19 protein-coding genes are annotated in these 21534 nt (G+C 73.6%); 10 read left to right on the top strand and 9 right to left on the bottom strand.

The annotated features are described in order from the left end of the window. Positions 1-241 precede the first annotated feature (241 nt). A complete protein-coding gene (locus tag HCK00_RS24640) occupies positions 242-2473 on the top strand; it encodes an alpha-L-fucosidase (RefSeq protein WP_168104242.1) in 2232 nt (743 codons plus the stop codon). Between the two features lie 296 nt (positions 2474-2769). On the opposite strand, the gene HCK00_RS24635 is transcribed toward HCK00_RS24640, so the two are convergent. The 3 genes from HCK00_RS24635 to HCK00_RS24625 form a co-directional block, all read right to left on the bottom strand. After that, the gene (locus HCK00_RS24635) at positions 2770-3615 is read right to left on the bottom strand and encodes an oxidoreductase (protein WP_168104241.1); all 846 of its coding nucleotides are present in this window, start codon (positions 3613-3615) and stop codon (positions 2770-2772) included. A gap of 303 nt (positions 3616-3918) precedes the next feature. Next, positions 3919-4116 (bottom strand): DUF397 domain-containing protein, encoded by a 198-nt coding sequence (locus tag HCK00_RS24630; protein ID WP_311765472.1) that lies wholly within the window; start codon positions 4114-4116, stop codon positions 3919-3921. Beyond that, positions 4109-4963, bottom strand: a complete 855-nt coding sequence (locus HCK00_RS24625; protein WP_168104239.1) for a helix-turn-helix domain-containing protein — start codon at positions 4961-4963, stop codon at positions 4109-4111. The genes HCK00_RS24630 and HCK00_RS24625 overlap by 8 nt, the downstream gene beginning before the upstream one ends. A gap of 356 nt (positions 4964-5319) precedes the next feature. On the opposite strand from HCK00_RS24625, the gene HCK00_RS24620 reads away from it, so the two are divergent. Continuing rightward, positions 5320-5775 (top strand): NUDIX hydrolase, encoded by a 456-nt coding sequence (locus HCK00_RS24620; protein WP_240966123.1) that lies wholly within the window; start codon positions 5320-5322, stop codon positions 5773-5775. A 15-nt stretch (positions 5776-5790) separates the two neighbouring features. Here HCK00_RS24620 and HCK00_RS24615 read toward each other — a convergent pair whose 3' ends face one another. After that, complete coding sequence (locus tag HCK00_RS24615; protein ID WP_168104237.1) at positions 5791-6006, bottom strand: DUF397 domain-containing protein; 216 nt, start codon at positions 6004-6006, stop codon at positions 5791-5793. Continuing rightward, complete coding sequence (locus HCK00_RS24610) at positions 6003-6836, bottom strand: helix-turn-helix domain-containing protein (RefSeq protein ID WP_168104236.1); 834 nt, start codon at positions 6834-6836, stop codon at positions 6003-6005. The genes HCK00_RS24615 and HCK00_RS24610 overlap by 4 nt, the downstream gene beginning before the upstream one ends. A gap of 236 nt (positions 6837-7072) precedes the next feature. Here HCK00_RS24610 and HCK00_RS24605 point away from each other — a divergent pair, with 236 nt between their 5' ends. The 7 genes from HCK00_RS24605 to HCK00_RS24575 all read left to right on the top strand — a co-directional run bounded on the left by HCK00_RS24605 (position 7073) and on the right by HCK00_RS24575 (position 15040). Further along, complete coding sequence (locus tag HCK00_RS24605; protein ID WP_375782002.1) at positions 7073-7648, top strand: hypothetical protein; 576 nt, start codon at positions 7073-7075, stop codon at positions 7646-7648. A gap of 612 nt (positions 7649-8260) precedes the next feature. After that, positions 8261-8548: a hypothetical protein gene (locus tag HCK00_RS24600; protein WP_168104234.1), complete on the top strand. Its 288-nt coding sequence runs from the start codon at positions 8261-8263 to the stop codon at positions 8546-8548. A gap of 314 nt (positions 8549-8862) precedes the next feature. Continuing rightward, positions 8863-9093: a hypothetical protein gene (locus HCK00_RS24595; protein WP_168104215.1), complete on the top strand. Its 231-nt coding sequence runs from the start codon at positions 8863-8865 to the stop codon at positions 9091-9093. A gap of 350 nt (positions 9094-9443) precedes the next feature. Then, a complete protein-coding gene (locus HCK00_RS28585) occupies positions 9444-10064 on the top strand; it encodes a hypothetical protein (RefSeq protein ID WP_311765471.1) in 621 nt (206 codons plus the stop codon). Between the two features lie 148 nt (positions 10065-10212). After that, on the top strand, positions 10213-12606 hold the full coding sequence (locus HCK00_RS24585; RefSeq protein ID WP_168104233.1) for a hypothetical protein: 2394 nt from the start codon (positions 10213-10215) through the stop codon (positions 12604-12606). Positions 12607-13024: 418 nt separating this feature from the next. Further along, the gene (locus tag HCK00_RS24580; protein WP_168104232.1) at positions 13025-13855 is read left to right on the top strand and encodes a GNAT family N-acetyltransferase; all 831 of its coding nucleotides are present in this window, start codon (positions 13025-13027) and stop codon (positions 13853-13855) included. Positions 13856-14038: 183 nt separating this feature from the next. After that, complete coding sequence (locus tag HCK00_RS24575; protein WP_311765470.1) at positions 14039-15040, top strand: ArsR/SmtB family transcription factor; 1002 nt, start codon at positions 14039-14041, stop codon at positions 15038-15040. Positions 15041-15218: 178 nt separating this feature from the next. Here HCK00_RS24575 and HCK00_RS24570 read toward each other — a convergent pair whose 3' ends face one another. Next, positions 15219-15638, bottom strand: a complete 420-nt coding sequence (locus HCK00_RS24570; protein WP_168104231.1) for a hypothetical protein — start codon at positions 15636-15638, stop codon at positions 15219-15221. Between the two features lie 643 nt (positions 15639-16281). On the opposite strand from HCK00_RS24570, the gene HCK00_RS24565 reads away from it, so the two are divergent. Further along, the gene (locus tag HCK00_RS24565) at positions 16282-17202 is read left to right on the top strand and encodes a methyltransferase domain-containing protein (RefSeq protein WP_168104230.1); all 921 of its coding nucleotides are present in this window, start codon (positions 16282-16284) and stop codon (positions 17200-17202) included. 341 nt (positions 17203-17543) lie between these two features. Here HCK00_RS24565 and HCK00_RS24560 read toward each other — a convergent pair whose 3' ends face one another. The 3 genes from HCK00_RS24560 to HCK00_RS24550 form a co-directional block, all read right to left on the bottom strand. Beyond that, positions 17544-17978 (bottom strand): hypothetical protein, encoded by a 435-nt coding sequence (locus tag HCK00_RS24560; RefSeq protein WP_168104229.1) that lies wholly within the window; start codon positions 17976-17978, stop codon positions 17544-17546. Positions 17979-18071: 93 nt separating this feature from the next. After that, positions 18072-19139: a hypothetical protein gene (locus HCK00_RS28300; protein ID WP_168104228.1), complete on the bottom strand. Its 1068-nt coding sequence runs from the start codon at positions 19137-19139 to the stop codon at positions 18072-18074. Between the two features lie 8 nt (positions 19140-19147). Beyond that, positions 19148-21424: a hypothetical protein gene (locus tag HCK00_RS24550; protein WP_206320899.1), complete on the bottom strand. Its 2277-nt coding sequence runs from the start codon at positions 21422-21424 to the stop codon at positions 19148-19150. Between the last annotated feature and the right edge of the window lie 110 nt (positions 21425-21534).

Here is a 21534-nt window from a genome sequence, read left to right as displayed (position 1 = left end):
ACGCGGGCCGGCGCCACTCCTCCCCAGACATGTGATGTCGCATCTGCCGCTTTGGCGCGCCTTTCAGGCGCTCTGTCAGCGAGTCCTGACCCCCTTCATTCGGGTCACCCGAGCGCAAAGCGTTGACAGGCGCGCGAGGAGATGGGATTTCTGATTCGACATGGGATGTATCGGTGCCGTGCCGGAGCGCGGCGCTACCCCCATGTCCTCCCCCTCATGTCCCACCGCCGAAAGGCCCCCCATGACGATCAACAGACGCGTCTTCCTCTCCGCGGCGGCCGGGGTCGCCGCCGCCACGACGGCGAACCTCACGCTCGGTGCCCCGCGCGCCCACGCGGCCGCGGCCGCGTACTTACCGACGTGGCCCTCGATCGACCAGCACACGGCGGCCCCGGAATGGTTCCAGGACGCCAAGTTCGGCATCTACTTCCACTGGGGCGTCTTCAGCGTCCCCGCGTACGACAACGAGTGGTACCCGCGGAACATGTACCTCTCCGGCAGCTCCGCCAACAACCACCACCGGTCCACCTACGGCGAGCCGGCGGCGTGGCCGTACCACAACTTCATCGACGGGGCCCGGGACCGGGCGGGCAACTTCGTCCAGTTCGCCCCCAAGCTCGCCTCCGCCGGTGGCGCCTTCGACCCCGACGACTGGGCGCAGCTCTTCGTCGACGCCGGAGCCAAGTTCGCCGGCCCGGTGGGCGAGCACCACGACGGCTTCTCGATGTGGAACAGCTCGGTCAACGAGTGGAACTCGGTCCAGCGCGGCCCCCGGCTGGACCTGATGCGCATCTTCCGCGACTCCATCCGCGCCAAGGGGCTGAAGTTCCTCGTCTCGCTGCACCACGCCTACCAGTTCACCGGCTACTTCGAGGGAGTTCCCGCCCAGTCCACCGCGAGCCTGCGTAAGCTCTACGGCCAGCTCGGCAGCTCCGCGCACAACCAGCTCTGGTACGACAAGCTCAAGGAGGTCGTGGACCAGGGCCAGCCGGACATCATCTGGCAGGACTTCGCCCTGAACCGCATCGACGAGTCCCGCCGCCTGGAGTTCCTGGCGTACTACTACAACCAGGCCGAGAGCTGGGGCCGCGAGGTCGTGGCCACCTACAAGGACGGCTTCACCAACAAGGGCCAGGTGTACGACTACGAGCGGGGCGGGCCGGCGGAGATCACCGAGCCCTACTGGCTCACCGACGACTCCATCTCCAGCTCCAGCTGGTGCTACACCCGGGGCATCGGCTACTACAGCACCGCGCAGATGCTGCACTCGCTGATCGACCGGGTGAGCAAGAACGGCAACATGCTGCTCAACATCGCCCCCATGGCTGATGGAACGATTCCGCAGGGCCAGCGCACCGTGCTGCTCGCCATCGGCGACCACCTCAAGCGGTTCGGCGAGGCCGTCTACGCCACCCGCGCCTGGGCGGTCCACGGCGAGGGGCCGACCAAGATGGGCGGCGGTTCCTTCGTCGCCCCTGTCGCCGGCACCAACCGGGACATCCGCTTCACCCGCAACAAGGCGGGCACCGTCCTGTTCGCGACGATCCTGGGCTGGCCCGGCGGATCGACGACGATCAGCACCCTGGCGTCCGGCCGCTTCGACATCTCGTCCCTCTCCCGCGTCCAGCTGCTCGGCTCCACCGCGGGCACCTACACCGACCTGCCCGCGCCCACCCAGGACGGCTCGGGCCTGCGGGTCACCCTGCCGTCCTCGGCGCCCTACAGCGCCCTCGCCTACGTCCTGAAGTTCACCTTCTCCGGCCCGATACCCCCGCTCACGGGCGGTGGCGGCGGCGCGTCCGTATCCGCCCACGCGGATGTCTCGTTCGCCGGGGCGGCCGCCACGCTCCCGCTGGGCACCTACACCGCGGCCCAGCTCCAGTCCCGGGGCCTCGCGGCGCGCACCATCTCCTCGCTGCGAGTGCCCGCCGGCTTCCGGGTGATCGGCTACGCCGGGGACAACTTCTCCGGGACGGCGTGGACCTTCGACGCCGACAACGGCGACCTGCGCAACAGCGGCGGCAACGACGCGATCACCTCCCTGAAGGTCACCTTCAACCCCGCCACCTACTTCCGGATCGCCAACGCCACCAACGGGCTCGCCCTCGACAGCGGGGGCAGCACCACGGCCGGCAGCGACCTCAAGCAGTGGACCTGGAACGGCAACCACAACCTCCACTGGCAGGCCGTGGACCTCGGCACCGGCTACCACCGCCTGGTCAACCGTGGCAACGGCATGGTCGCCGACAGCTACGGCGCCGCGAGCGGCACGACCGTGCGCCAGGCGTCCTGGAGCGGCGGCAACAACCAGCAGTGGCAGATCACCGACCGCGGCAACGGCCGGTACAGCATCATCAACCGCGGCAACGGGCTCGCCCTCGACGGCGGCGGCCAGGTCGCCTCCGGCTCGACTGCCAAGCAGTGGACCTGGGACGGAAGCTCCAACCTGCTGTGGACCTTCATGGCCCAGTAACGCCCCGCACGTCTGTCCCATCCCTCCTGGCGCGGCACGGCGCGTCCGCTCGCGCCGCGCCGGGAGGGCCTTCCCGGCATCCGGGCAGCGGAGGATTACCTGGTGCTCGGTGCTCGGTGCTCGGTGCTCGGTGCTCGGTGCTCGGGGCGGGGGCGGCGGAGCCGCACACCCCGGGCCTCCGGGCTTCCGGGCCCCGGGAGTCACGGACGGGCTCCCGGCTCGCCGGACGGCCCGGTGCTCGTACCGCTACCGCGCGGACGCCGGGCCGCTCCGCAGGGCCACGCGCCCGCCCGCGCTCAGATGCCCATCCCGCGGCGGACCACACCGTCCCAGGCGCGGCCGGGGAGCAGGGCCCGGGTGGTGATCAGGGCGCGGGCGGCGGCGTTCCCGGCGTAGCGGGTGCGCGGCCGGCGGGCGGTCAGCGCGCGTTCGATCGTGGCGGCCACCGCGTCCGGGCCGGCCGTCACCCGGCGGTTCCGGTAGGAGCGCACCGTGGAGGCGCCGAAGGCCGCCGCCGACCGGTGGTAGACCGAGCCCGGCGGGACCGCGTCGGTCAGGTTCGCCATGGCCGTGTCCAGGAAGGGGGTGGCGACCGGGCCCGGCTCGATGACGGAGACCTCGATGCCGAAGGGCGCGACCTCGGCCCGGAGGGTGTCCGACAGCGCCTCGACGGCGTACTTCGACCCGTGGTAGGCGCCGCTGAACGGCAGCGTGAGCCGCCCGGCGACGGACGACACGTTGACGATCCGGCCCCGGCCCGCCGCGCGCATCGACGGCAGGACGAGCTGCACCAGCCGCATCAGCCCGAAGACGTTCGTTTCGAACTGGGCGCGCACGGCGCTCATCGGTATCTCCTCGAACGCGCCGTAGGCGCCGTAACCCGCGTTGTTCACCAGCGCGCCGACCCGTCCGTGGAGCTCCACGACGGTCCCGACGGCGGTACGCATCGATTCCTCGTCGGTCACGTCCAGCGGCAGCGGCCGGGCGCCCAGCTTCTCCAGCTCCGCCAGCGCGCCGATGTCGCGCGCCGTGGCATACACGGTGTGACCGGCCCGGACGAGCCGCGACGCGGAGGCGGCCCCGATCCCTTTGGAGGCCCCGGTGATGAGGACGGGGCCGAGATCCGGCGGGGACAGGGGCATGGGCTGACCTGCTTTCGGGGGACGCCGGCGATGACGGGGCAGCGGCGATGACGGAGCAGAGGAAAGGGGGGAGGTGAAAGGGGGCAGGCGGCGGGGGACGGCGGGCGGCGTGCGCCGGACCGGGACCGGCGCCGGTCCACCGGCCGCTGGACGAGACCGCGGACGGGCCCATCCTGTCAGCAGGCCCCGGCGCTCCCCGAGCCCCACCCGCCTTCCCCGCTCCGCTGCTCAGTCCTGCGTCCCCGCAGGGGTCCCGAAGGAGATCCAGACGTCAGAAGGCAGCTCGGGCCGACCCGGCCCGTCTCAGCGGAGGGGGAGGTCGCCTGACCGCAGTGCCGTGACGAAGGCGGCCCAGCTGGAGGTGGGGAAGGCGAGGGCGGGGCCGGTGGGGGCCTTGCTGTCCCGGACGGGGACGAGGCCGGGGAAGTTGGGGGCCACTTCGACGCAGCTGCCCCCTTGGCCGTCGCTGTACGAGGACTTGTGCCAAGTGGCGTCACTCACGTCGTGTGCAGAGCTCATCGCTTCCGTAGTCCTCGGCCACTGATTCCAGCAGGGTCAGAGAGGCAACCGGTGACAGAGCGGCGGCCCTGACCAGATCGTATGACCTCTGTCCCTGCTCGACCAGAGCCGGATCCTCGATGAGTTGGCCGGTGCCCGCGCCCTCCGTGTAGATGATCGGCGGTGCGTCGTGAAAGCTCAGCAGGGACGCCATGCCGTTGAACAGGGCATGGGATGCGGCGTCGAAGGTCAGTACTTGCAGGATGATCCTGCGGTTCCGGACGAGGGTCGCCAGATGGAGAAGCTGCTCCCGCATGGTCGACGCCCCGCCCATGGGGACACGGAGCACTGTCTCGTGGAGTACCGCCCACAGCCGAGGCGTGGCGGATTCCGCGAGGAGAAGCTGCCGGTCCAGGCGGGCCCGGACGTGCTCCTCCACCTCCGTGTCCGGGGCCAGAGGCAACGTGGCCCTTGTGACGGCCCGTGCATAGGCCTCGGTCTGGAGGAGGCCGGGGATGAGCATGGGGGCGTATTCGCTGATGGTGGTGGCGAGTTTTTCGAGTTCGGCGGCGTCGGCGAAGTAGTCGGGGTGTTTGGAGCGTCGGGCGAGTTTGCAGAGGCGTTGGAGGTGCCGGCCGGTGTCGAGGGCTTCGTCGAGGGATTTGGAGACGTCGGGCTGGGGGCGGCGGACGGCGGCTTCGAATTGGCCGATGTAGGTGCCGGAGCAGAAGACGCGTTCGCCGAGCTGGCTCTGGGAGAGGCCGGCGGCTTCGCGGAGGCGGCGGAGTTCGGCGCCGTAGAAGGTCTTGGGTGAGGTGTAGGGGTCGAGGTCCTTGGGCTGCTGGGTCATGGTGACGCGTCCCCCTTGTGAATGAAGTCGCGTTCAGGCCGGTGAACGCCTGGGCGGGTTGCTCATTGTAGTGTCGTGTGCGCGTGAAGTGAGTTCGTGTAGGTCATGGGGCCCGGGCTGCCATGACGGAGTGCACGTCGACCTGGCCGCCGGAGGGGAAGGCGAACGAGTTGGGTGGGACCGCGCCTGAAGGGGCCCATAACGGCGATGTCCGGAGTCCGGAAGATCCGCGCCCGTGAGGCGGAGCATGCCGCCGGTTCCGGCCGGGGTGGCGCCCGGCATTTCAAGCAGTCGGACGATGCCACGGCTGTGCTGGTGGAACTCCACGGTGCCCATGGTGAGGAGAGATGAGGACGATGAGCAGCGCGCAGCAGCCGTACCTGGTCGAGCGCGGACCGGGGCGCTTCGAGTACCAGCTTCCCGTGTCGGTCAAGATGGTGATCGACCTCAAGGGCAGGGTGCCCCTGCTGAGGAATGAGCGGGAGGAGTGGGAACTGCCCGGCGGAAAACTGGAGTTGGGCGAGTCGCCGGAGTCCACGGTCGTGCGGGAGGTCGAGGAGGAACTGGGACTCGAAGCGGATCTGCTCGACGGCCTCGACGTCATCGACACCTGGGTGTACCGGATCTTCCCGCACCGGCACGTCTTCATCGTCAGTTACGGAGCGGAGTACAGGGGGGCGAGGGAGCCCAGGGTTTCGCATGAGCACAAGGCTCTCGGGCTCTTCACCGCGTCCGAGGTGAAGGATCTGACCATGCCTGCCCCGTACAAGAAGACGATCGAGGCGTGGTGGCGGAGACGATCTGCTCCGTGACCGGCCTGGCCGGATTCAGCGGAGGGGGAGGTCGCCTGACCGCAGTGCCGTGACGAAGGCGGCCCAGCTGGAGGTGGGGAAGGCGAGGGCAGGGCCGGTGGGGGCCTTGCTGTCCCGGACGGGGACGAGGCCGGGGAGGCCGTCGGCTATTTCGAGGCAGGCCCCGCCATCCCCGTTGCTGTACGACGATTTGCGCCATGTGACCGTGTCCCGGGCTGAGTCGGTGCTCATGGTGTCTGATCCTCCACCGCCGATGCGATCAGGGCCAGGGAAGCTTCTGGCGATAGCGCGGCCGCCCTGATGAGATCGTATGCCTTCTGGTACTGGGCGACCAGCGCCGGTTCCTCGATGAGTTGTCCGGTATAGGCACTCTCGGTGTACGTCACCGGCGGGGCATCCGCGAAGGTCATCTGAATCGCCGTGCTGTTGAGAAAGGCTGCCGCTCCGGCCTCCGAAGGCAGCACTTGCAGAACCACGCGATGGTGGTCGCGGCCCACGTGGTGCAGAACCCTGAGCTGTTCGCGCATCACGGCCTGGCCGCCGACAGGGATACGCAGCGCGGCCTCGTGAATCACTGCCCACACCTCGGGAGCTGTCGGCGCCTCCAGGAGACGCTTGCGCTCCATCCGGATGGCGACCCTGTCTTCCACTTCCTCATCGGGCGCGAACGTCTGGGCCGCTCGGGTGAGTGCCCGTGCATAGGCCTCGGTCTGGAGGAGGCCGGGGATGAGCATGGGGGCGTATTCGCTGATGGTGGTGGCGAGTTTTTCGAGTTCGGCGGCGTCGGCGAAGTAGTCGGGGTGTTTGGAGCGGCGGGCGAGTTTGCAGAGGCGTTGGAGGTGCCGGCCGGTGTCGAGGGCTTCGTCGAGGGATTTGGAGACGTCGGGCTGGGGGCGGCGGACGGCGGCTTCGAATTGGCCGATGTAGGTGCCGGAGCAGAAGACGCGTTCGCCGAGCTGGCTCTGGGAGAGGCCGGCGGCTTCGCGGAGGCGGCGGAGTTCGGCGCCGTAGAAGGTCTTGGGTGAGGTGTAGGGGTCGAGGTCCCTGGGCTGCTGGGTCATGGTGACGCGTCCCCCTTGCGTGCGGGGCCCGTGACGGCCGGTCTCGCTTGCGTTGATCGCCCAGCGTATCGGTGCGGGTGCGGAACGTGCTCCACCTTTCGTCTGAGGCGCAACAGGTGGCCTGTTGAGTGGGAGAGCGGGTGAACTCCTGGAGCCGCCGGTGCCCAACTCTGTCCGTACACGGTCATGGTGCGGCACCATGCGGTGAACCGGTTCCGATATCCGGAGTCGGTGCGATGGGATCCCCACTTGGAGGAGCGCTAGTGAAGAGAACCGCTCTGCTCGCGACGGCCGCGTCCACCCTGGCCCTGGCCACTGTGCTCGGCACGCAGGCGGCCGCCACCGCCGCGCCGGTCAGCGCCGCGCCCGCCGCCGCCCCGGCCGCCGAGCAGGCCGCCGCCGTCACCAAGCTGACCCACTCCCAGGCCACGACCCGGCTCCGCAACGCCGGGGTCTCCTGGACCTCCAGCGGCGGGTGCAGCAACCGCAACCAGTCCAACTGCACCTCGTTCGAGCAGGTCAACCTGGCCACGATCCAGGGGGCCGAGACGCTGAAGTCGGCGAGTGGCTGCGCGCTCACGATCACCGGTGGCACGGAGACCGGCCACGCGTCGGGCACCTACAGCCACTGGAACGGCTACAAGCTGGACTACTCCCTCAGCACCTGCGTCAACAACTACGTGACCGGCAACTTCACGTACATCGGCACGCGCAGCGACGGGGCCGCCCAGTACCGGTCCGGCGCCGGCAACATCTACGCCAAGGAGGGCAACCACTGGGACGTCCTCTACTACAACTGCGGTGGCTGCTGACTGTCTTGGAGCCGCCTCGGCGGTGGGAGCCGCCCGGCCGTGAGTTCCCGGGCTGTTGAGTCGCCGAAGGCTCCCCGGCCGTAGGGAGGGGTGCGGGTGTGCGGCCCGCTGCTCCCGCCCGCCGCCGTGACGCGGTCGTCGTCCGGTGTGACGGGCGGGGTGCGGACGGCGGTGAGACATCCACTGGAGGGTGAGGGGTCCCGCCGCTCGCGGGCCTGGTCCGGCGTTCCGCGCGCCGGACCAGGCCCGTTGTCGTGTCCCGGGTGGAGGCGCGGGGGCCTCCGCGCTGCCCTGCCATCCCCCGGCTGGGTGAACGGGGCGCGGACGGTGACGGGAACCCGGGCGCGGGCGGGAGGACCGGCGACGGCGCTCCCCGGCCGTCTCCGTGGCCGGCCGGCGGGGCGCGGGTACAGCCACGCTGCTGGGGGCGGCCCTCTGGTCCGCGGTGTTCGCGGGCTGTGACGCTGAGTGCGCAGCCGGTTCGCCCACGGGAGCGGGGCCGGCCCGCGGGGCGTCCCTCCCAGGCGGGTCCGCCGGCCCTCACCGTTCCCCGGACGCGGGTCGTACCGGCGTGTTCAGACGTCACCCCGGTACACGAAAGGCCCGTTCGTCATGGAGTCACCGACCTCCCGCGTCGTCCCCGGCGATCCCTCCGGCGGCACCTCGGAGCCCGCCACCCGTGGCGCCGAGACCGTCGACGCCCTCAGCGCCGCCACGCAGGCGGCGGACGATCTCCGCGACGCCCTGGCGGCGGTGGGGATCACCCTGCCCTCCCTCGGCGCCGATCTCGTCTCCTGCACCTCCGCGTGGTGCCCCAGGCCGCTGGTGGAGCTGGGGCGGTGCAACCTTCTGACGGCCCGTGCGCTGACGGCCGCGTTGCGGAAGGCCGGTGGGAGGTGACGGGCCGCGACGGAGGGGAGCTGGGCGGAGCCGGGCCGGAAGCGGCAAGTGTGCCCGGAGACGGGCGGGGAGGGGCGGGGCCGGGCGGCGGAACGGCCCCCACCGGCGGCCCGCGCGGTCAGGCGGGCGGTAGGGCGGGTGGTACGGCAGGCGATACGGCGGACGGGGCGGCGGACGGTGAGGGAGACGCGGGCGGCGGCTCCCGGCGGACGGCGCCGGCCTCCGGCGTGGGCCTCGCGGAGACGCCGCCGCCCGCCGGTACTCCCACGGGTGGCACCGTCCCGCCGTGTCCCCCGGTGCCCGCGCGGGGGCCTGTGGCGACGCTGAGACCGGGCGTGGTCGTGGTGGACGAACAGGCCGGACGGGCGGCCGAGTTCCGCCGCGCCGTCGGCGGGGAGGGCGGCGTCCGGCTGCGGCTGTGTCCCGTCGGGGGCGGCCGGGAGTGGGAGGCGGACCCCGGCCGCGTCCGTCCCGCGACGCCGGCCGAGCGGCTGAGCGCCACGCTCGCCGCCGCCAACGCGGTCAGCCGGGGCGAACGGGTGTGAACGGCTGGGAACGGGCGAGGGGGGTGCGAAAGGGCGTGAAGGGGAAGGCCCGGCCCGGGGCGCTGCCCCGCCGCGGGCACGGTGATGCGGCCGGGCAGGCAAAGAGCGGGGCGCCTCGATCCCCTCGGGAGAGTAAAAGGCTTATCGGAAGAGCAAAGGGGAGAGGGCCCCATCCGCCTTATCCCGTCCCCTCTCACACGGGCAGTCCAAATCCCCGCCAAATAGGGGCCGCACCCGGTGCGATCACCCTGCCCGGAGGAGTTCCCTGGTGGCGGGAGATTTCCTCCCGACGCCAGGCCCGGGGCGCGGAGAACGGGTCTGGTCCGGCCGCGGACGAGAGGAAGCCGGCCATGAGTGAGAACACCGGGGGGACACCGGCGCGGACCGTGCGCGAAGCCTATGCCTTCGCCTGCCTGAGCTGTGGTCACGGCTGGGAGCGGTCCTTCGACATCGAGCACCACGTGGACGGTGACGGACGGCCGTTCGTCACCTATGTCGCGGAGGGGGCGCGGGTTCCGTCCCCGCTGACCCGGCCCGACTGCGGGAACTGCGGGAGCCGGGTGCTGCGCATCATGCGGTCCGGCACGGTCACCTCGGCCGCGAACCCGCCCTGCCCGGCCGGTCCGCCGGTGCCCGGCGTCCCCCGTGCCGGTACCACTCCGGCCGGGACGGCTCCGGACGGAACGCGGGCGGTGAGCCCGCCTCCGGACGGCGCCCTGTCCGGCGGCGCCCGGGCGGCCGGTGCGGCCGGCGGAACCGGGAGCCCCGGGGGTGGGGCGGCCGGCGGGCGGACCGCGGCGGCCGGGCGCACCGCCCGGGACAGGCGCCAGGGGCGCCTGGCCGGACGCCCCGGGAGCGCCGGGGAGGGGGCGCCGCCTCCGGTGCGGCGCCGGCACTGGCACCTCCCCGGCCTGTTCCGCCCGGCCCGGCTCCGGCGCCACGAGGAGCAGGGGCACCCCGGGCGCGCGTGAGCCGGCCCGCCGGTCCCCGGGTGGAGGACCGGCGGGCCGGTCCCGCCGTACCCGCCGCTTCCGGCGGCACGCCGGGTGCGGTGACGGCCGGCCGCCGGATTCCGGCGGATCCCTCCCCAGGCCCGGATCCGCCCGCTAATCTGGCGAAATGTACGGGGACCTCATGGAGGCGCTGCGCGCGGGTGACGCGCGGCCCCTCTCCGGCTGGCTCGCCGAACGCGGCGTCGACACCGAGGCGTTATGGCGCCTTCCGCGCTGGAACACCGCACCGGCCCCGGGCACCGGGCCGGCGGACCGCCGTCCGCCCGACCGCGCCCGGGCCGCGCGCCGCGTGGTCGCCGAGCAACTGCCCAAGGTCGCGGACGAGCCGTGCGGCCCCGCCCTGCTGCTGCTCGCCGTCGTCGGCTACGTCGAGGACGCGTGGGACATCACGTATCACTTCGGGCCGCTCTGGCAGACGTTACGGGCGGCCCGCGCCGTGGTCGCCGAGCACGGCACGCCCGCCGGTCCCGGGAGTTCCGGGAGCGCCGGGAGTTCCGCCGGACCCGTGGACACGGCGGTCTCGGCCGCGGTCGTCCGGGGCGCCCTCGCCTGGACCGAGTGGCTCGACGCGGCCATCACCGTCGAGAACATGCTCTCCTGCGGGCTCCGCCCCGCCCAGCTCCGCGCCGCCGAGTCCGCCTGCGCCGCCGCCGAGGCCGTCATGGCCGCCGTCCGCCCGGCCGAGACCGCCCACCCGGAACTCTGCGCCTATCTGCGCGACAGCGCGGACCTCCAGCGCGACTACTACCGGGCGGTGGCCGAGGCCGTCCGCGCCGTCGACGCGTTCCTGACGTCCGGGGCCCCGCTCGACGCGGCGATCGACCGCCTCGCCGGTACCGAGCGCCGACTCGCGCCCCGGGGCAATCTCTACGCCAGCGAACTGCGCGCCCACCGCTTCGCCCTGCAAGCGCTGCGGGACCGGGCCGACGCGGACTGGTTGCGCGTCGAGCACGGCAAGATCGTGTACGTCCACCCCTTCGCCCTCCGGGACGCCGCGCCCTCCGAGGTCGTCGCGGCCGTCCGGCGAGCGGCCCACGCCTGGCCGCTCGCCGGGGCCCGGCCGCGCCAGGTGCACGCCTCGCTCAACCTCAACGACGTCTGGCACGGCGGCGACATCCTCGGGCGCCGTTACGAGGGGGCGCTCGCCGAACTGCCGGACGTCGTCCTGGAAGGACTCGGCGGCGAGGACATCGGCCGGCTCACCGCGGAGATCCGTTTCTCCGAGATGGGCAACCACTACGTCCGGTTCGAGGCGGAGCTGTGGGACGCCTCGCCGGACGACGTCTACCACCTGATGTGCCATGCCGGACACCAGTTCGGCGCCTGCCGCGTCACCTTCGGCCCGGAGCCCGGCGCGGCGGCCCCGGACGGTGCCCGGCCCGGCGTGGTCCCCGACCCGGGCCGGCCCGACAGGGAGCCGCCCGGCGGGGGCGGACGGGACGGGGACGGGTGGGCCGGGCACGGAGGTGACGGGGAGGGACGCGACGGGACCGCCGGGCTGTCCTTCCCCCGGCTGGCGGACCTCGCGATGGCCCTGGTCACGGATGTGACGACGGCGCTGCGTGCCGAGCCGGCCACCGCGGACGTGTGGCTCGTGGCGCGCGCCGGCCAGTCGCAGCTCGTGCTCTGCGTGGACTCCGCCTCCCTCACCCGGGGGCCCGCGCCCACCGGCCCCCGCCGTGAGGTGCGCACCGCCGAGGAGCTGACCGGCGCGATGGGCGCCCAGGTCCTCACCAACCCGGTCTCCCATCTCGTCGGCGCGATCGCCGAATGGGCGAGGTTCCCGGTCAGCCACGCGCTCGCGCACGGCTCGGTGCTGGTGCACGACGTGTACCTCGTCCGCACGCCCAACACGACCCTGCTGGCCGCCCCGGGATCCGCCCAGTGGACCAACGGCACCCGCGGCACGACGGCCGAGTTCGCCGCCTCGCTCGACGGGCTGTTCGCCGGCTGGCTCGCCGAGCTGGCCGTGCACCACGAACGCACGGGCGCGCTGCGCCGCCGGCTGCCGGGCCCGGAGTCGGGCACGGAACTGCACGCGGACGAACTCGCCGCCATCGCGGCGGAGGTGGACGCGGAGAAGCTGCGCCTGGACAACTTCGCCATCGAGACCCGCGCCCTGGTCCTGATGGTCCAGTCGCCCTCCCTGGTGTCCTCGCCGGTGACGGCGGAACTCCTCCGCCTGCTCCTCGACGGCTCCGGCTTCCGGCGGCGCTCCGAGGAACTGCGCCTGCAAACCGACGAGGTGGCCGGTGAGCGCCTCGTGCTCCTGCTTGACAAGCTCGCCGCGCGCCGCGCCGCCCGGCAGCGCGGCAAGCTGGAGGTGCTGCTCGCGGTGATCGCGGCGGCGGGCGTCTCCGGCATCGTCCAGGTGCTCCAGGCCGGGCTCGGCAGTGGCGGCCCCGCGGCCTCCTGGGCGCTGATCGGTGTCACGGCGATCGTGCTGGCGGCGGCCGGGGCCGGGTACTGGGCGGCCCGCTCGATCGGGAAGACCTACTGACCGGGAGGGCCCGCTGACCGGGGAGGCCTGCCGGCCTGGTGCGCCTGCCGCCCGGGAACCCCGTCGAGCGGGAGGGCGTACCGGCCGCGCGGCGGGACGGACGGCGGGCCGGGTGGTCCGTCCGGGCGCCGGGCCCGGCCACCTGGCGGACCGGAGGCCGGGAGTGGTGGTTGACGGCGGCCGGGAGGCCGGGAGTGGATGGTGGACAGGGGAGCAGCCGGGCGCGGGTGGCGCAGGCCCGGAACCGGCGAGGCGCCACGTCGGCCGGGAAGGCGTGCCGGCCGCGGCCGGCGGATAGGCTCCGTAGGCCCCGTCCCCCCGCTCCGCGCGCCCGCCCCCGCTTCGCGCGGGCCCGCGCCGCGGCCGCCAGCCCCCGGAGGCCGTCCTGCGCACCGTCGACCTGCCCGCCGACAGCCCGTTGCTCGACGCCGTCTACGACGATCTGCTCCGCCCGGGATTCCCCCCGGAGGAACTGTTCCTCCGTGAGCAGTTGCGGGCGGTACCCGCGGGCGGCCGGGGCGTGGTCACGGTCGTGCTGGACGGGGAGGGCGCACCGGCGGGCGCGGCGGTGGGTGAGGTGTTCGCGGACTCGGGGGTCCTCCTGCTGTCCTATCTGGCCGTCCGGGAGGACATGCGGGCGGCCGGTCTCGGCGGCCGGCTGATGGCGGAGGTGACCGGTGGCTGGCAGCGCCGGTTCCGGCCCGCCGTGACGCTCACCGAGGCCGACCACCCGCTCGCGCACGCCCCCGACGACGGCCCGCACGGCGACCCCACCCGCCGGCTCCGCTTCTACCACCGCCACGGCGGCCTGGCGCTGGACGTCCCCTACGCGCAGCCCGCGCTCACCCGGGGCGGGCTGCGGCGCTACGGCATGGTGCTGATCAGGCTGGCGCCCGGGCCTGCCGGGAACGGGGCCGGCGCGGGGGAGTGGCCGGCGGAGCGGCCGGGGAAGCGGGGCCTCGACGCGGCCGGAGACGACGCGGCCGGAGACGACGCGGGCCGAGACGGCGCGGGCGGGGACGGCGCGGCCGGCGGCGGTACGGCCGATACGGCCGGGGTGAGGGAGGCCGCCGTGGCGGCGTCCCCCGTCCGGGAGTTCGCCGAGAGCTACTACTTCGCCACGGAGGGGCCGCCGGCCCGTACCGATCCCGTGCTGCGCCCCCTGTGGCGCGCGCTGAGCGGCCGGGACTCCATCCGTCTGCTCTCCCTGGCGGACCCGGCGGCCCTGCCGCTGCTCACCGCGGGCTGACGGAGCGGAACCGCCGGACGGACCACCGGCGGACAGCCCGTTCCCGCCCCGGAACCGGTCACGCTCTGCCGGGAGCCGCGGCCGCGCTCGATTCTCTGTTCGACTCTCGCGTCTGTTCACGCCGGTGCGGGCCGTGCAGAATGGCGGCAATCGGCGGCCGGGGGCCGCCGGAACGGGGGGACCGTGGTGCTTCGTGTGCATTTCACCGGCGAGGATCTGTCCCGCATCCGGTTCGCCGGTGCGCCTGACCCGCTGTGGGAGACGGTGCTCAGCCTCGCGCTCGTGGGGACGGGCCGGGGGCGGGCGGTCTTCGACCCGTGGCGCGCGCGGGTCCGCGCCGGGCTGGCCCGTCTGCCCCGGTGGCACCTGAGGCTCCTGCGTCATCTGGCGCCCCCCGTGGGCGACTTCCCCGACTTCCTGACGCCGCAGGAGGCGTCCGGGGGGATGACGGCGGGCCTTGACGCCGTGCTGGCCACCCCCCGCCGCCGGCTGCGTGAGGAACTGGCCGTCCTGCCCGCCGCGCCGGCCTGGGCGCGTCCCCTCGCCGACGGGGACCGGGCGGCGCTGGCCGCGCTGGGCGAGGCGATCCGCGGCTACCACCACGCCGCCGTCGCCCCGGTCTGGCCCCGGCTGCGCGCCCTCGTCGAGGCCGAACGGGCTGTACGCGCCCGGGCCCTGCTGGACCGGGGCAGCCAGGGAATGCTCGGCGGACTGGGCCCGGCCATGCGCTGGAAGGCCCCGGTGCTGGAGGTGGACTATCCCCGCGAGCGCGACATCCATCTGGAGGGACGGGGACTGTCGCTGATCCCCTCCGCGTTCTGCTGGCGCACGCCGGTGACCCTGATCGACCCCGGTCTCTCCCCGGTGCTGGTCTATCCGGTCCCCCGGGGGCCGGAGTGGTGGACGGCGCCCGGGGGACCCGCCGGCGCCCCGGCCGCCTCCGGCACCCGCACGCTCGCCAAGGTGCTCGGCCCCACCCGGGCCGCCTGTCTGCGCGCCATCGAGGACGGCTGCACCACCGGAGAGCTGGCCCGCCGGACCGGCGTCGCCGAACCCACGGCCAGCCAGCACGCCACGACCCTGCGCGAAGCGGGCCTCAGCGCCTCGACGCGTCACGGCAACACCGTTCTGCACGTGCTCACCCCGCTCGGCGCGGCCCTCCTCCGGGCCAACCCCGGCCGGTGAGCGCCGGCCGCGAGCCGGAGGACGGCGCCGGGGCCGCCGGGTACGGGACGGCGGCCGTCCCCCGTGGCCGTGGGTCCCCACCCGGGCTGCCGTACCCGGTTGTGGCGGTTGTCCGGACGGCGCCGGGCGCTGCCGGCCCACGGCCGCCACGGCGGCGCCGGACGCGTCTGCCGGACGGTCAGGCGTACCCCTTGTGCGTGGAGCCGCACCGCACGTTCCGGCCGCGCTGGGTGTAGCAGAGCTGGAGCCACACGGGGGTGCCCTCCGCGATGGCGAGCCTCTTCTCGTCGGTGGAGTTCCGGCCGCCCCCCGCGTACACGGACACCTTCCGGCCGCCCCAGGTGAGGTAGGCGCGGGCGCCGTAACCGTCGGCCCGGTAGTCGGAGACGACCAGACTCTCGCTGTGGTGGTAGAAGTACGCGCCCGCGCGGTCCGTGCGGATGGAGACCGTACGGCCCTGCGGCCCGGAGCCGAGCGCCCGCGCGGGGGCCGTCGCGAGAGCCAGGACGCACAGGGCGGTGACCCCGGTGACGGCGGCGCGGCGGACGCTCCCGGCACGGGCGCCCCCGCGGCCGGGGCGGGGGAGAGGCGTCGGCATCGGTGTCCCTTCCTGCTGCGCGGGCCCGGCGGACCGAGCCGACCGAGCCGTTGTCACGGTGCTCGTGTCACTTCCGGCGTCCGCGCGGTTCACGGCGTTCACGGCGTTCACGGCGTTCACGGCGTTCACGGCGTTCACGGTGAACGCGGTGAACGCGCCGCACATGGTGCCCCGCCGACGGGCCGCGGACGGCGGGACGGCGGGGCCGACACGGGGCGCGTACCACGATTGGCGGAGGAGAACGTGCGGTGCGGCGGGTTGAACGGGGTGGGACGGACGACGGGGTGGGACGAACGGGGACGCGTCCGAAGGGAGCAGCTCGGCGGCAGAGGGGCGGGGGCACCCGGCACCCGCGTCCCTCGGGGGGACGGGCGGATCAGCCGTAGGTCCGCGCGCCGGTCTGCCCCGCCGGTCCGCCTGGTGACCGGCCCGCCCGCCGGTCCGGCCAGGGCGGTGCTCCGCCCGGGGCGGTGCTCCGGGGCTGCGGGCCCGGGACCGCCGGCGGGACGGATGGCCGGGCCCTGCCCCGGTCGCGCCCGGCGCCGCGGGGCAGCCGGACGCGCACTCCCGGCCCGGCGCGCTGCCCCGACGCCTGCCTGTTCTCCGATTGCCGCACCCCGCCACGGCTGGGGAGGATCCCCGTATGACCGAGCCCAGCCAGTCCCAGCGTTCCGCCCCGCCGACCCCTTCCTCGGAGGACGTCGGCCGCCTCTACGACGAGAACACCGAGGTCGTGGACAGCGCCGCAGGGGGCAACATCCACTCCGGGTACTGGGAGAACGACGCGGACACCAGCTCCCTCGACAAGGCCACGGACCGGCTCACCGACCTCGTGGCCGAACGGCTCGATCCCGCCGCCGGAGGGCGGCTGCTGGACATCGGCTGCGGCACGGGCAGCCCGGCGTTCCGGATCGCCACCGGATGGCAGGCGCGGGTCACGGGGATCACCGTCAGCCGGGAGGAACTGGCCGTCGCCCAGGCGCGGGCCGCCGGGGCGGGGCTCACCGGCACGGTGTCCTTCCACCACGCCGACGCCATGGACCTGCCCGTCGGCCAGGAGCCCTTCGGCGCGGGGGAGTTCGACGGCGCGTGGGCCATCGAGTCGCTGATGCACATGTCCGACCGGGCCGCCGCCCTGACCGGCGCGGCCCGCGCGCTGCGGCCCGGCGGGCGCCTCGTCGTCGCCGACGTGCTGCTGCGCCGGCCGGTCACGGGGGAGACCAAGGAGTTCGTCGACCGGATGTGCCAGGCGTTCCAGGCGCCCTGGCTGCCCGGCCCCGACGAGTACCGGGAGGCCGTGCGGGCCGCCGGGCTGGAACTGGTGGAGTTCACGGACATCGGGGAGAACGTCCGCCGCACCTACCGGGCCTTCTCCGAGATCCTGGGCGACGCCGCCGCCCACGGGGCCCCCGGCCCCTCCGGCGACGAGGCGGGCGCGGGAGCCGGCGGGAGCACCGAGGACTCCGGGAACGAGTTCCTCGGCTCCACCGACGACCTTCCCCGCTTCGGTGACCTGCCGGAGATCGGCTACGTCCTCCTGGTCGCCCGCCGCCCGGACGCGTGACGGCGGGAGCCTGACGCCTGACGGCGGGGCCGGTGGAGTTCCGGCGGGGTCCGGCGGCGTCCGGTGGAGTTCGGCGGGGTCCGCCGGGGCTCGCGGGAGCAGAGCCCCGGCGGACCGGGGGTGTGGGCGGCCGGTACACCGGCGGCCCGGTCGCGGCACGAGGGCGACACCGCCGCGCCCCGCCTTCGGCGCCCTGCCCCTCAGAGCCCCTGCCCCTCAGAGCCCCGGCCTCGCCCCCCGGCCCGGCGACCGGATCACCGCGCCGGGAAGGGAAGGGGAAGAGACACCTCAGGCACAGCGGGGGGCCCGCGCCCCCGGCGCCCCTCGGTACCCGGTGCCCGTCAGTACCCGTCGAAGGCCGAGGGCGGGCGCAGCAGGTTCTGGCCGACGCCGAGGTCGTTGTTCTGGAACACCGTGTTCGTCGCGCGCAGCGCTTCCTTCTCCGACTTCAGCCGGTTCATCAACGTGGTGACCTGCGTGCCCCAGGTGGTGTGCGCCTTCTTCAGCGCGCCGGAGGTCTGCCAGCCCTCGCCGTCCTTCGCCTCGAAGGCCTTGACGGCGGACTCGGTGGCCTCCTCCGCCCAGTCACCGGCCTTGCGGCTGTCCGGTTCGATGTCCTTCTCGATCGCGTTCGCCGCCGCCCGCTTCTGCTCCGGGGAGGAGCCGAAGGTCGGCAGCCCGCCGGGGAACGGTGGGTTGTACGGGCTCCCGCCGGGATCGCCGGGCGTCTGGTTGAGGCGCAGGGCGGTCGGGTCGCCGCTGTCGTTTCCGCTCATGTTCTGTCTCCCCCGGATGATTCTCTCGCTGGTACGGCTGGTGATCGGGGTTCGGGCCGGCGCTCCGCCACCGTGGCGGGTGCCGGTCCTGGTTCAGGTGGCGCACTCCAGGGCCTTCGCGGCGGCCGCCTCGTAGCGGTCCGCGAGCGCGGCCGTCTCCGGCAGGCCGGTGGCCTCCCGGTCCTCCGGCTCCAGGAGGGAGGAGACGTCGTCGAAGGCGAAGACGGTCTCCCGGCCGGCGCACCGGGCACTCGTGAAGCCACGGTTCCCCAGGGCGGCCACCAGCCGGGCGTCGCGGACGACGGCGAAACGCGCGAGCGTCACGTCCTTCCCGCGCGGGCCGGCCGCGCGGAAGGAGAGGTCGCAGAACCAGTCGGCGTCCGGCGAGGTCAGCTCGCCCGAGGTCTGCTGCCGGAGCTGCTCGCCGCGAGGGCCGGTGACCCGGCCCAGCCGGAAGCCGGGCAGGCCGCAGGCGGCGGCGGTGTTCGTCCGGGCGACGGCGGAGGGGGCGTACAGGGGCTCCGGCCCGCCGGCGCTCTCCTTCCCCTCGCCTGTGCCGCAGCGGGACCCCTCGGCGATGGACCGGGCCGCCGAGGCGAGCAGCCGGGCCGTGGCGGCGGGGTCGGCGGTATCGGAGGGATCGGAGGGGGAGTTCACCGTGGCCGAGAGGACCGGCGTGGCGGACCCGGCCGCCTTCGCCGGCTCGATCTCCTTCGCGCAGGACGCCGGCAGCAGGGTCCAGCCGCCCGTGGCGTCGTAGGCTCCCGGGGCGCCCCCGGCGGCCAGATGGGTGGCCCCGGTCATCTCCCAGGCATCCCGGCCGAACGGGTGATCGGCGGACTTCAGTTCGGCCCGCACCGTGAGCCGGGCGTCTCCGGAGCCGGGGAACCACCCCGTCCGCTCCACGGTGCACCACCACGGCGAGTCCTCGTCGGCGCTCACCCGCCCCGGCGAGCCGCCGAGGACCTCCCGCGCCTCGTCCGCCGAGATCCAGCCGTGGCACAGGCGGTCGCCGGCGAACGCGTTGGTGTTGAAGTAGGTGAAGGAACCCGCCAGGACGGCGAGTACGGCGGCGAGGGCCCCGGCCGGCCACCACCGGCGGGCCCGGCGGGACGGGGCCGGGCCGGAGGTGGCGGGCGGGGCGCCGGTGTCGTCGTTCATGCGGTCGGTCACTCCCAGCCCAGGTTGACGGCGGCGTCACCGCGCGACGCCGAGTAGGTCTGCTTGGCTTCGCGCCGCATGGCCTGCCACGCGTCCCAGTTCGGGTCGTTCGCCGCGTTCGTCTCGTCGTTGATGTCCACTCCGCGGTCCTGGGCCCAGCGGTCGATCAGGTCGTAGGTGCCGGTGACTCCGGCCGAGTAGTGCTCGGAGTTCTGTTCCTGGGCCTTGGACTCGGCGGCGGAGATGACGTCCTGCGACCACTCGTAGGTCGCCGCGTCGACGAGGCGCTGCGCCGTGTCGCCGAAGACCGGGAGGCCGGTGATGGGCGCGCCGATGACGTGGTAGGCGTACTTGGCCTGGTCGTTGGCGGCGGAGATCTTCCCGTCGCGCTCGTCGAAGATGACGTCGGAGCCGATGGAGTTCATCGCCCCGGTGACGGCCGCGAGGTCGCTGGCGGGCTTCTTCCAGCTCTCGTGGCCCTCCCCGCTGCTCTCCGGGGCCCGCGCGAGCTGGTCCATCGCGTACATCCGCTGGGTGTCCTGGAGCAGGGCGTAGGTCTGGTCGTCGGAGGACGCGCCGCGCATGACCCGCATCAGGCTGTCCTTGCCGACCGTGATGCCGGCGTCCTCGCCGTTCTGCCAGGGCTGTTCCAGGCCCCCCGGGCTGCCGTACTTGGTGCCGTTCTCGGCGAGGATGTTGTGGTTGTCGGCGGCGTAGTCGGCGAGGGCGCGGCCCACGCTCCGCTGCAGGTTGTGATGGATCTCCTCGCCGCCCGCGCCCTGGTCGAGGATCTCGATGGTGTTCTGCATGACGCGGGCCTGCGCCGGGGTGTGCGGACCCGGCTCGCCGGCCCGCTCCCCGTCGGCGAGCGGCGGGTGGCCGGTGGTGGCCGCTTCGAGGGCGGCGCCCAGGCCCAGCCGGCTGGTGTAGTCCTCCATTTCGGTGACGGTGTAACCGGTGTAGAGGTGCTTGGGCCACTCGCGGGCACCGTCGCCCTCGCCCAGGAGGTAGGCGAGGTGGTCGTTGCCGACGTGGTTCGCTCCGGTGCCGTTCCCGTTCGGGTCGAGGAAGGCGGTCGCCGCGTCCGGGTTCCGGCTCATCACGGCGAGCAGTCCGTCGAGGGCGTCGTTCTCGATGCCCTTGTGCCCGGAGCCCCACTTGGTGAAGATCGACGGCGTTTCCTTCTCGGCCGCGATGAGGTCGTCACCGAGGTCGTACAGGAACTGGTCGTCGAACTCCGCGTCCGCGTGCTGCATCAGGGAGACGAACGACTGGTAGCCGCGGAGCGGCTGGGTTTCCTCGCCGAAGTTCTTCGTGCCGGACTCGTCCAGCGACTCCTTCCACTCCCGGTAGAACTTCCCCTCGGGACTCTCCAGCCACTGCTGGAACTTCGGGGAGCCCGGGGGCGCCTGGGCGATGGAGCCGGGCACCGTGGTGGCGGTCGCGACGGAGTTGGCCAGTTCGCGCTGGATCTCCCGGTAGCGGGCGCGGTCGGCGCCGTCGGAGTCGAGGACCCGGTCGTTGAGCTCGTTGCCGAGCCTGATCGTGCCGTCCGTGCCGAGGGTGGTGAGGAGGGTCTGGGTGAACGCCGTGTCCTCGCTGTTGTCGCGCAGGGCCCGCTCCAGCGCCGCCAGGTCCTCGGCCGAGACCTTCTTGCCGTCGGCGATCCGCTGGGCGGTGTCCGCGACCGCCTCGGCCTCGTACACCTCGACATCGCCCTGGGCGTCGGCGTTGAAGCCGTTCATCGTGCCGTCGTTGGGGTTGGAGTCCTTGACGACCTCCGTCAGGGCGATCTTGACCCCGGCGTCCGCGTCGTCCACCGCCGCCACGGCGGTGGCTATCCGCGAGGTCCACGACCGCTCGATCTCCGGCAGATCGGGATCGTGGCGGATGGTGTAGGCCTCCTGCTGGGTCAGCTCGGAGAAGTCGTAGCGGCAGGTCCCCTGGGCGGAGACGGCCATCCCGGCCCGGACCGCCTCGTCGCGCGCCGCCTCGACCTTGCGCTTGAGCTCGGTGAACTGGGTGTGGGCGTCGCGCAGGATGGAGGCCACGGCCTTCGCCTCGGTCTGCGCGGCCTGCAACTCCTTGAGCGTCTGGTCGAAGCGGACAGCCGCGGTGGTGGCGCTGAACCCGATCCAGGGGCCCCCGCCCAGCGAGATGCCGTGCACATCGCGCTTGTACTGCCGCTCCACCGCGTTGAACTTCTCGGCCATGCCGTCCCAGCGGTCGGCGGCCGTGGTCAGCTTGGACAGGTCGGTACTGATGATCTCGTGATAGGTCGGCACGCCGTTTCGCTCCCCCGTCGGCATCACTGCTCACAACCGGCCGGGGCCCTTCCGCGTCGTGCTGGATCCCCGACCGGCTCAAACTTATCGCCATCCCGTCCGGTTCGCAT

It is taken from the genome of Streptomyces zingiberis (assembly GCF_012034935.1).
In the GTDB taxonomy this organism is placed as follows: domain Bacteria; phylum Actinomycetota; class Actinomycetes; order Streptomycetales; family Streptomycetaceae; genus Streptomyces; species Streptomyces zingiberis.
This window is presented reverse-complemented; position numbering and strand designations above follow the sequence as displayed.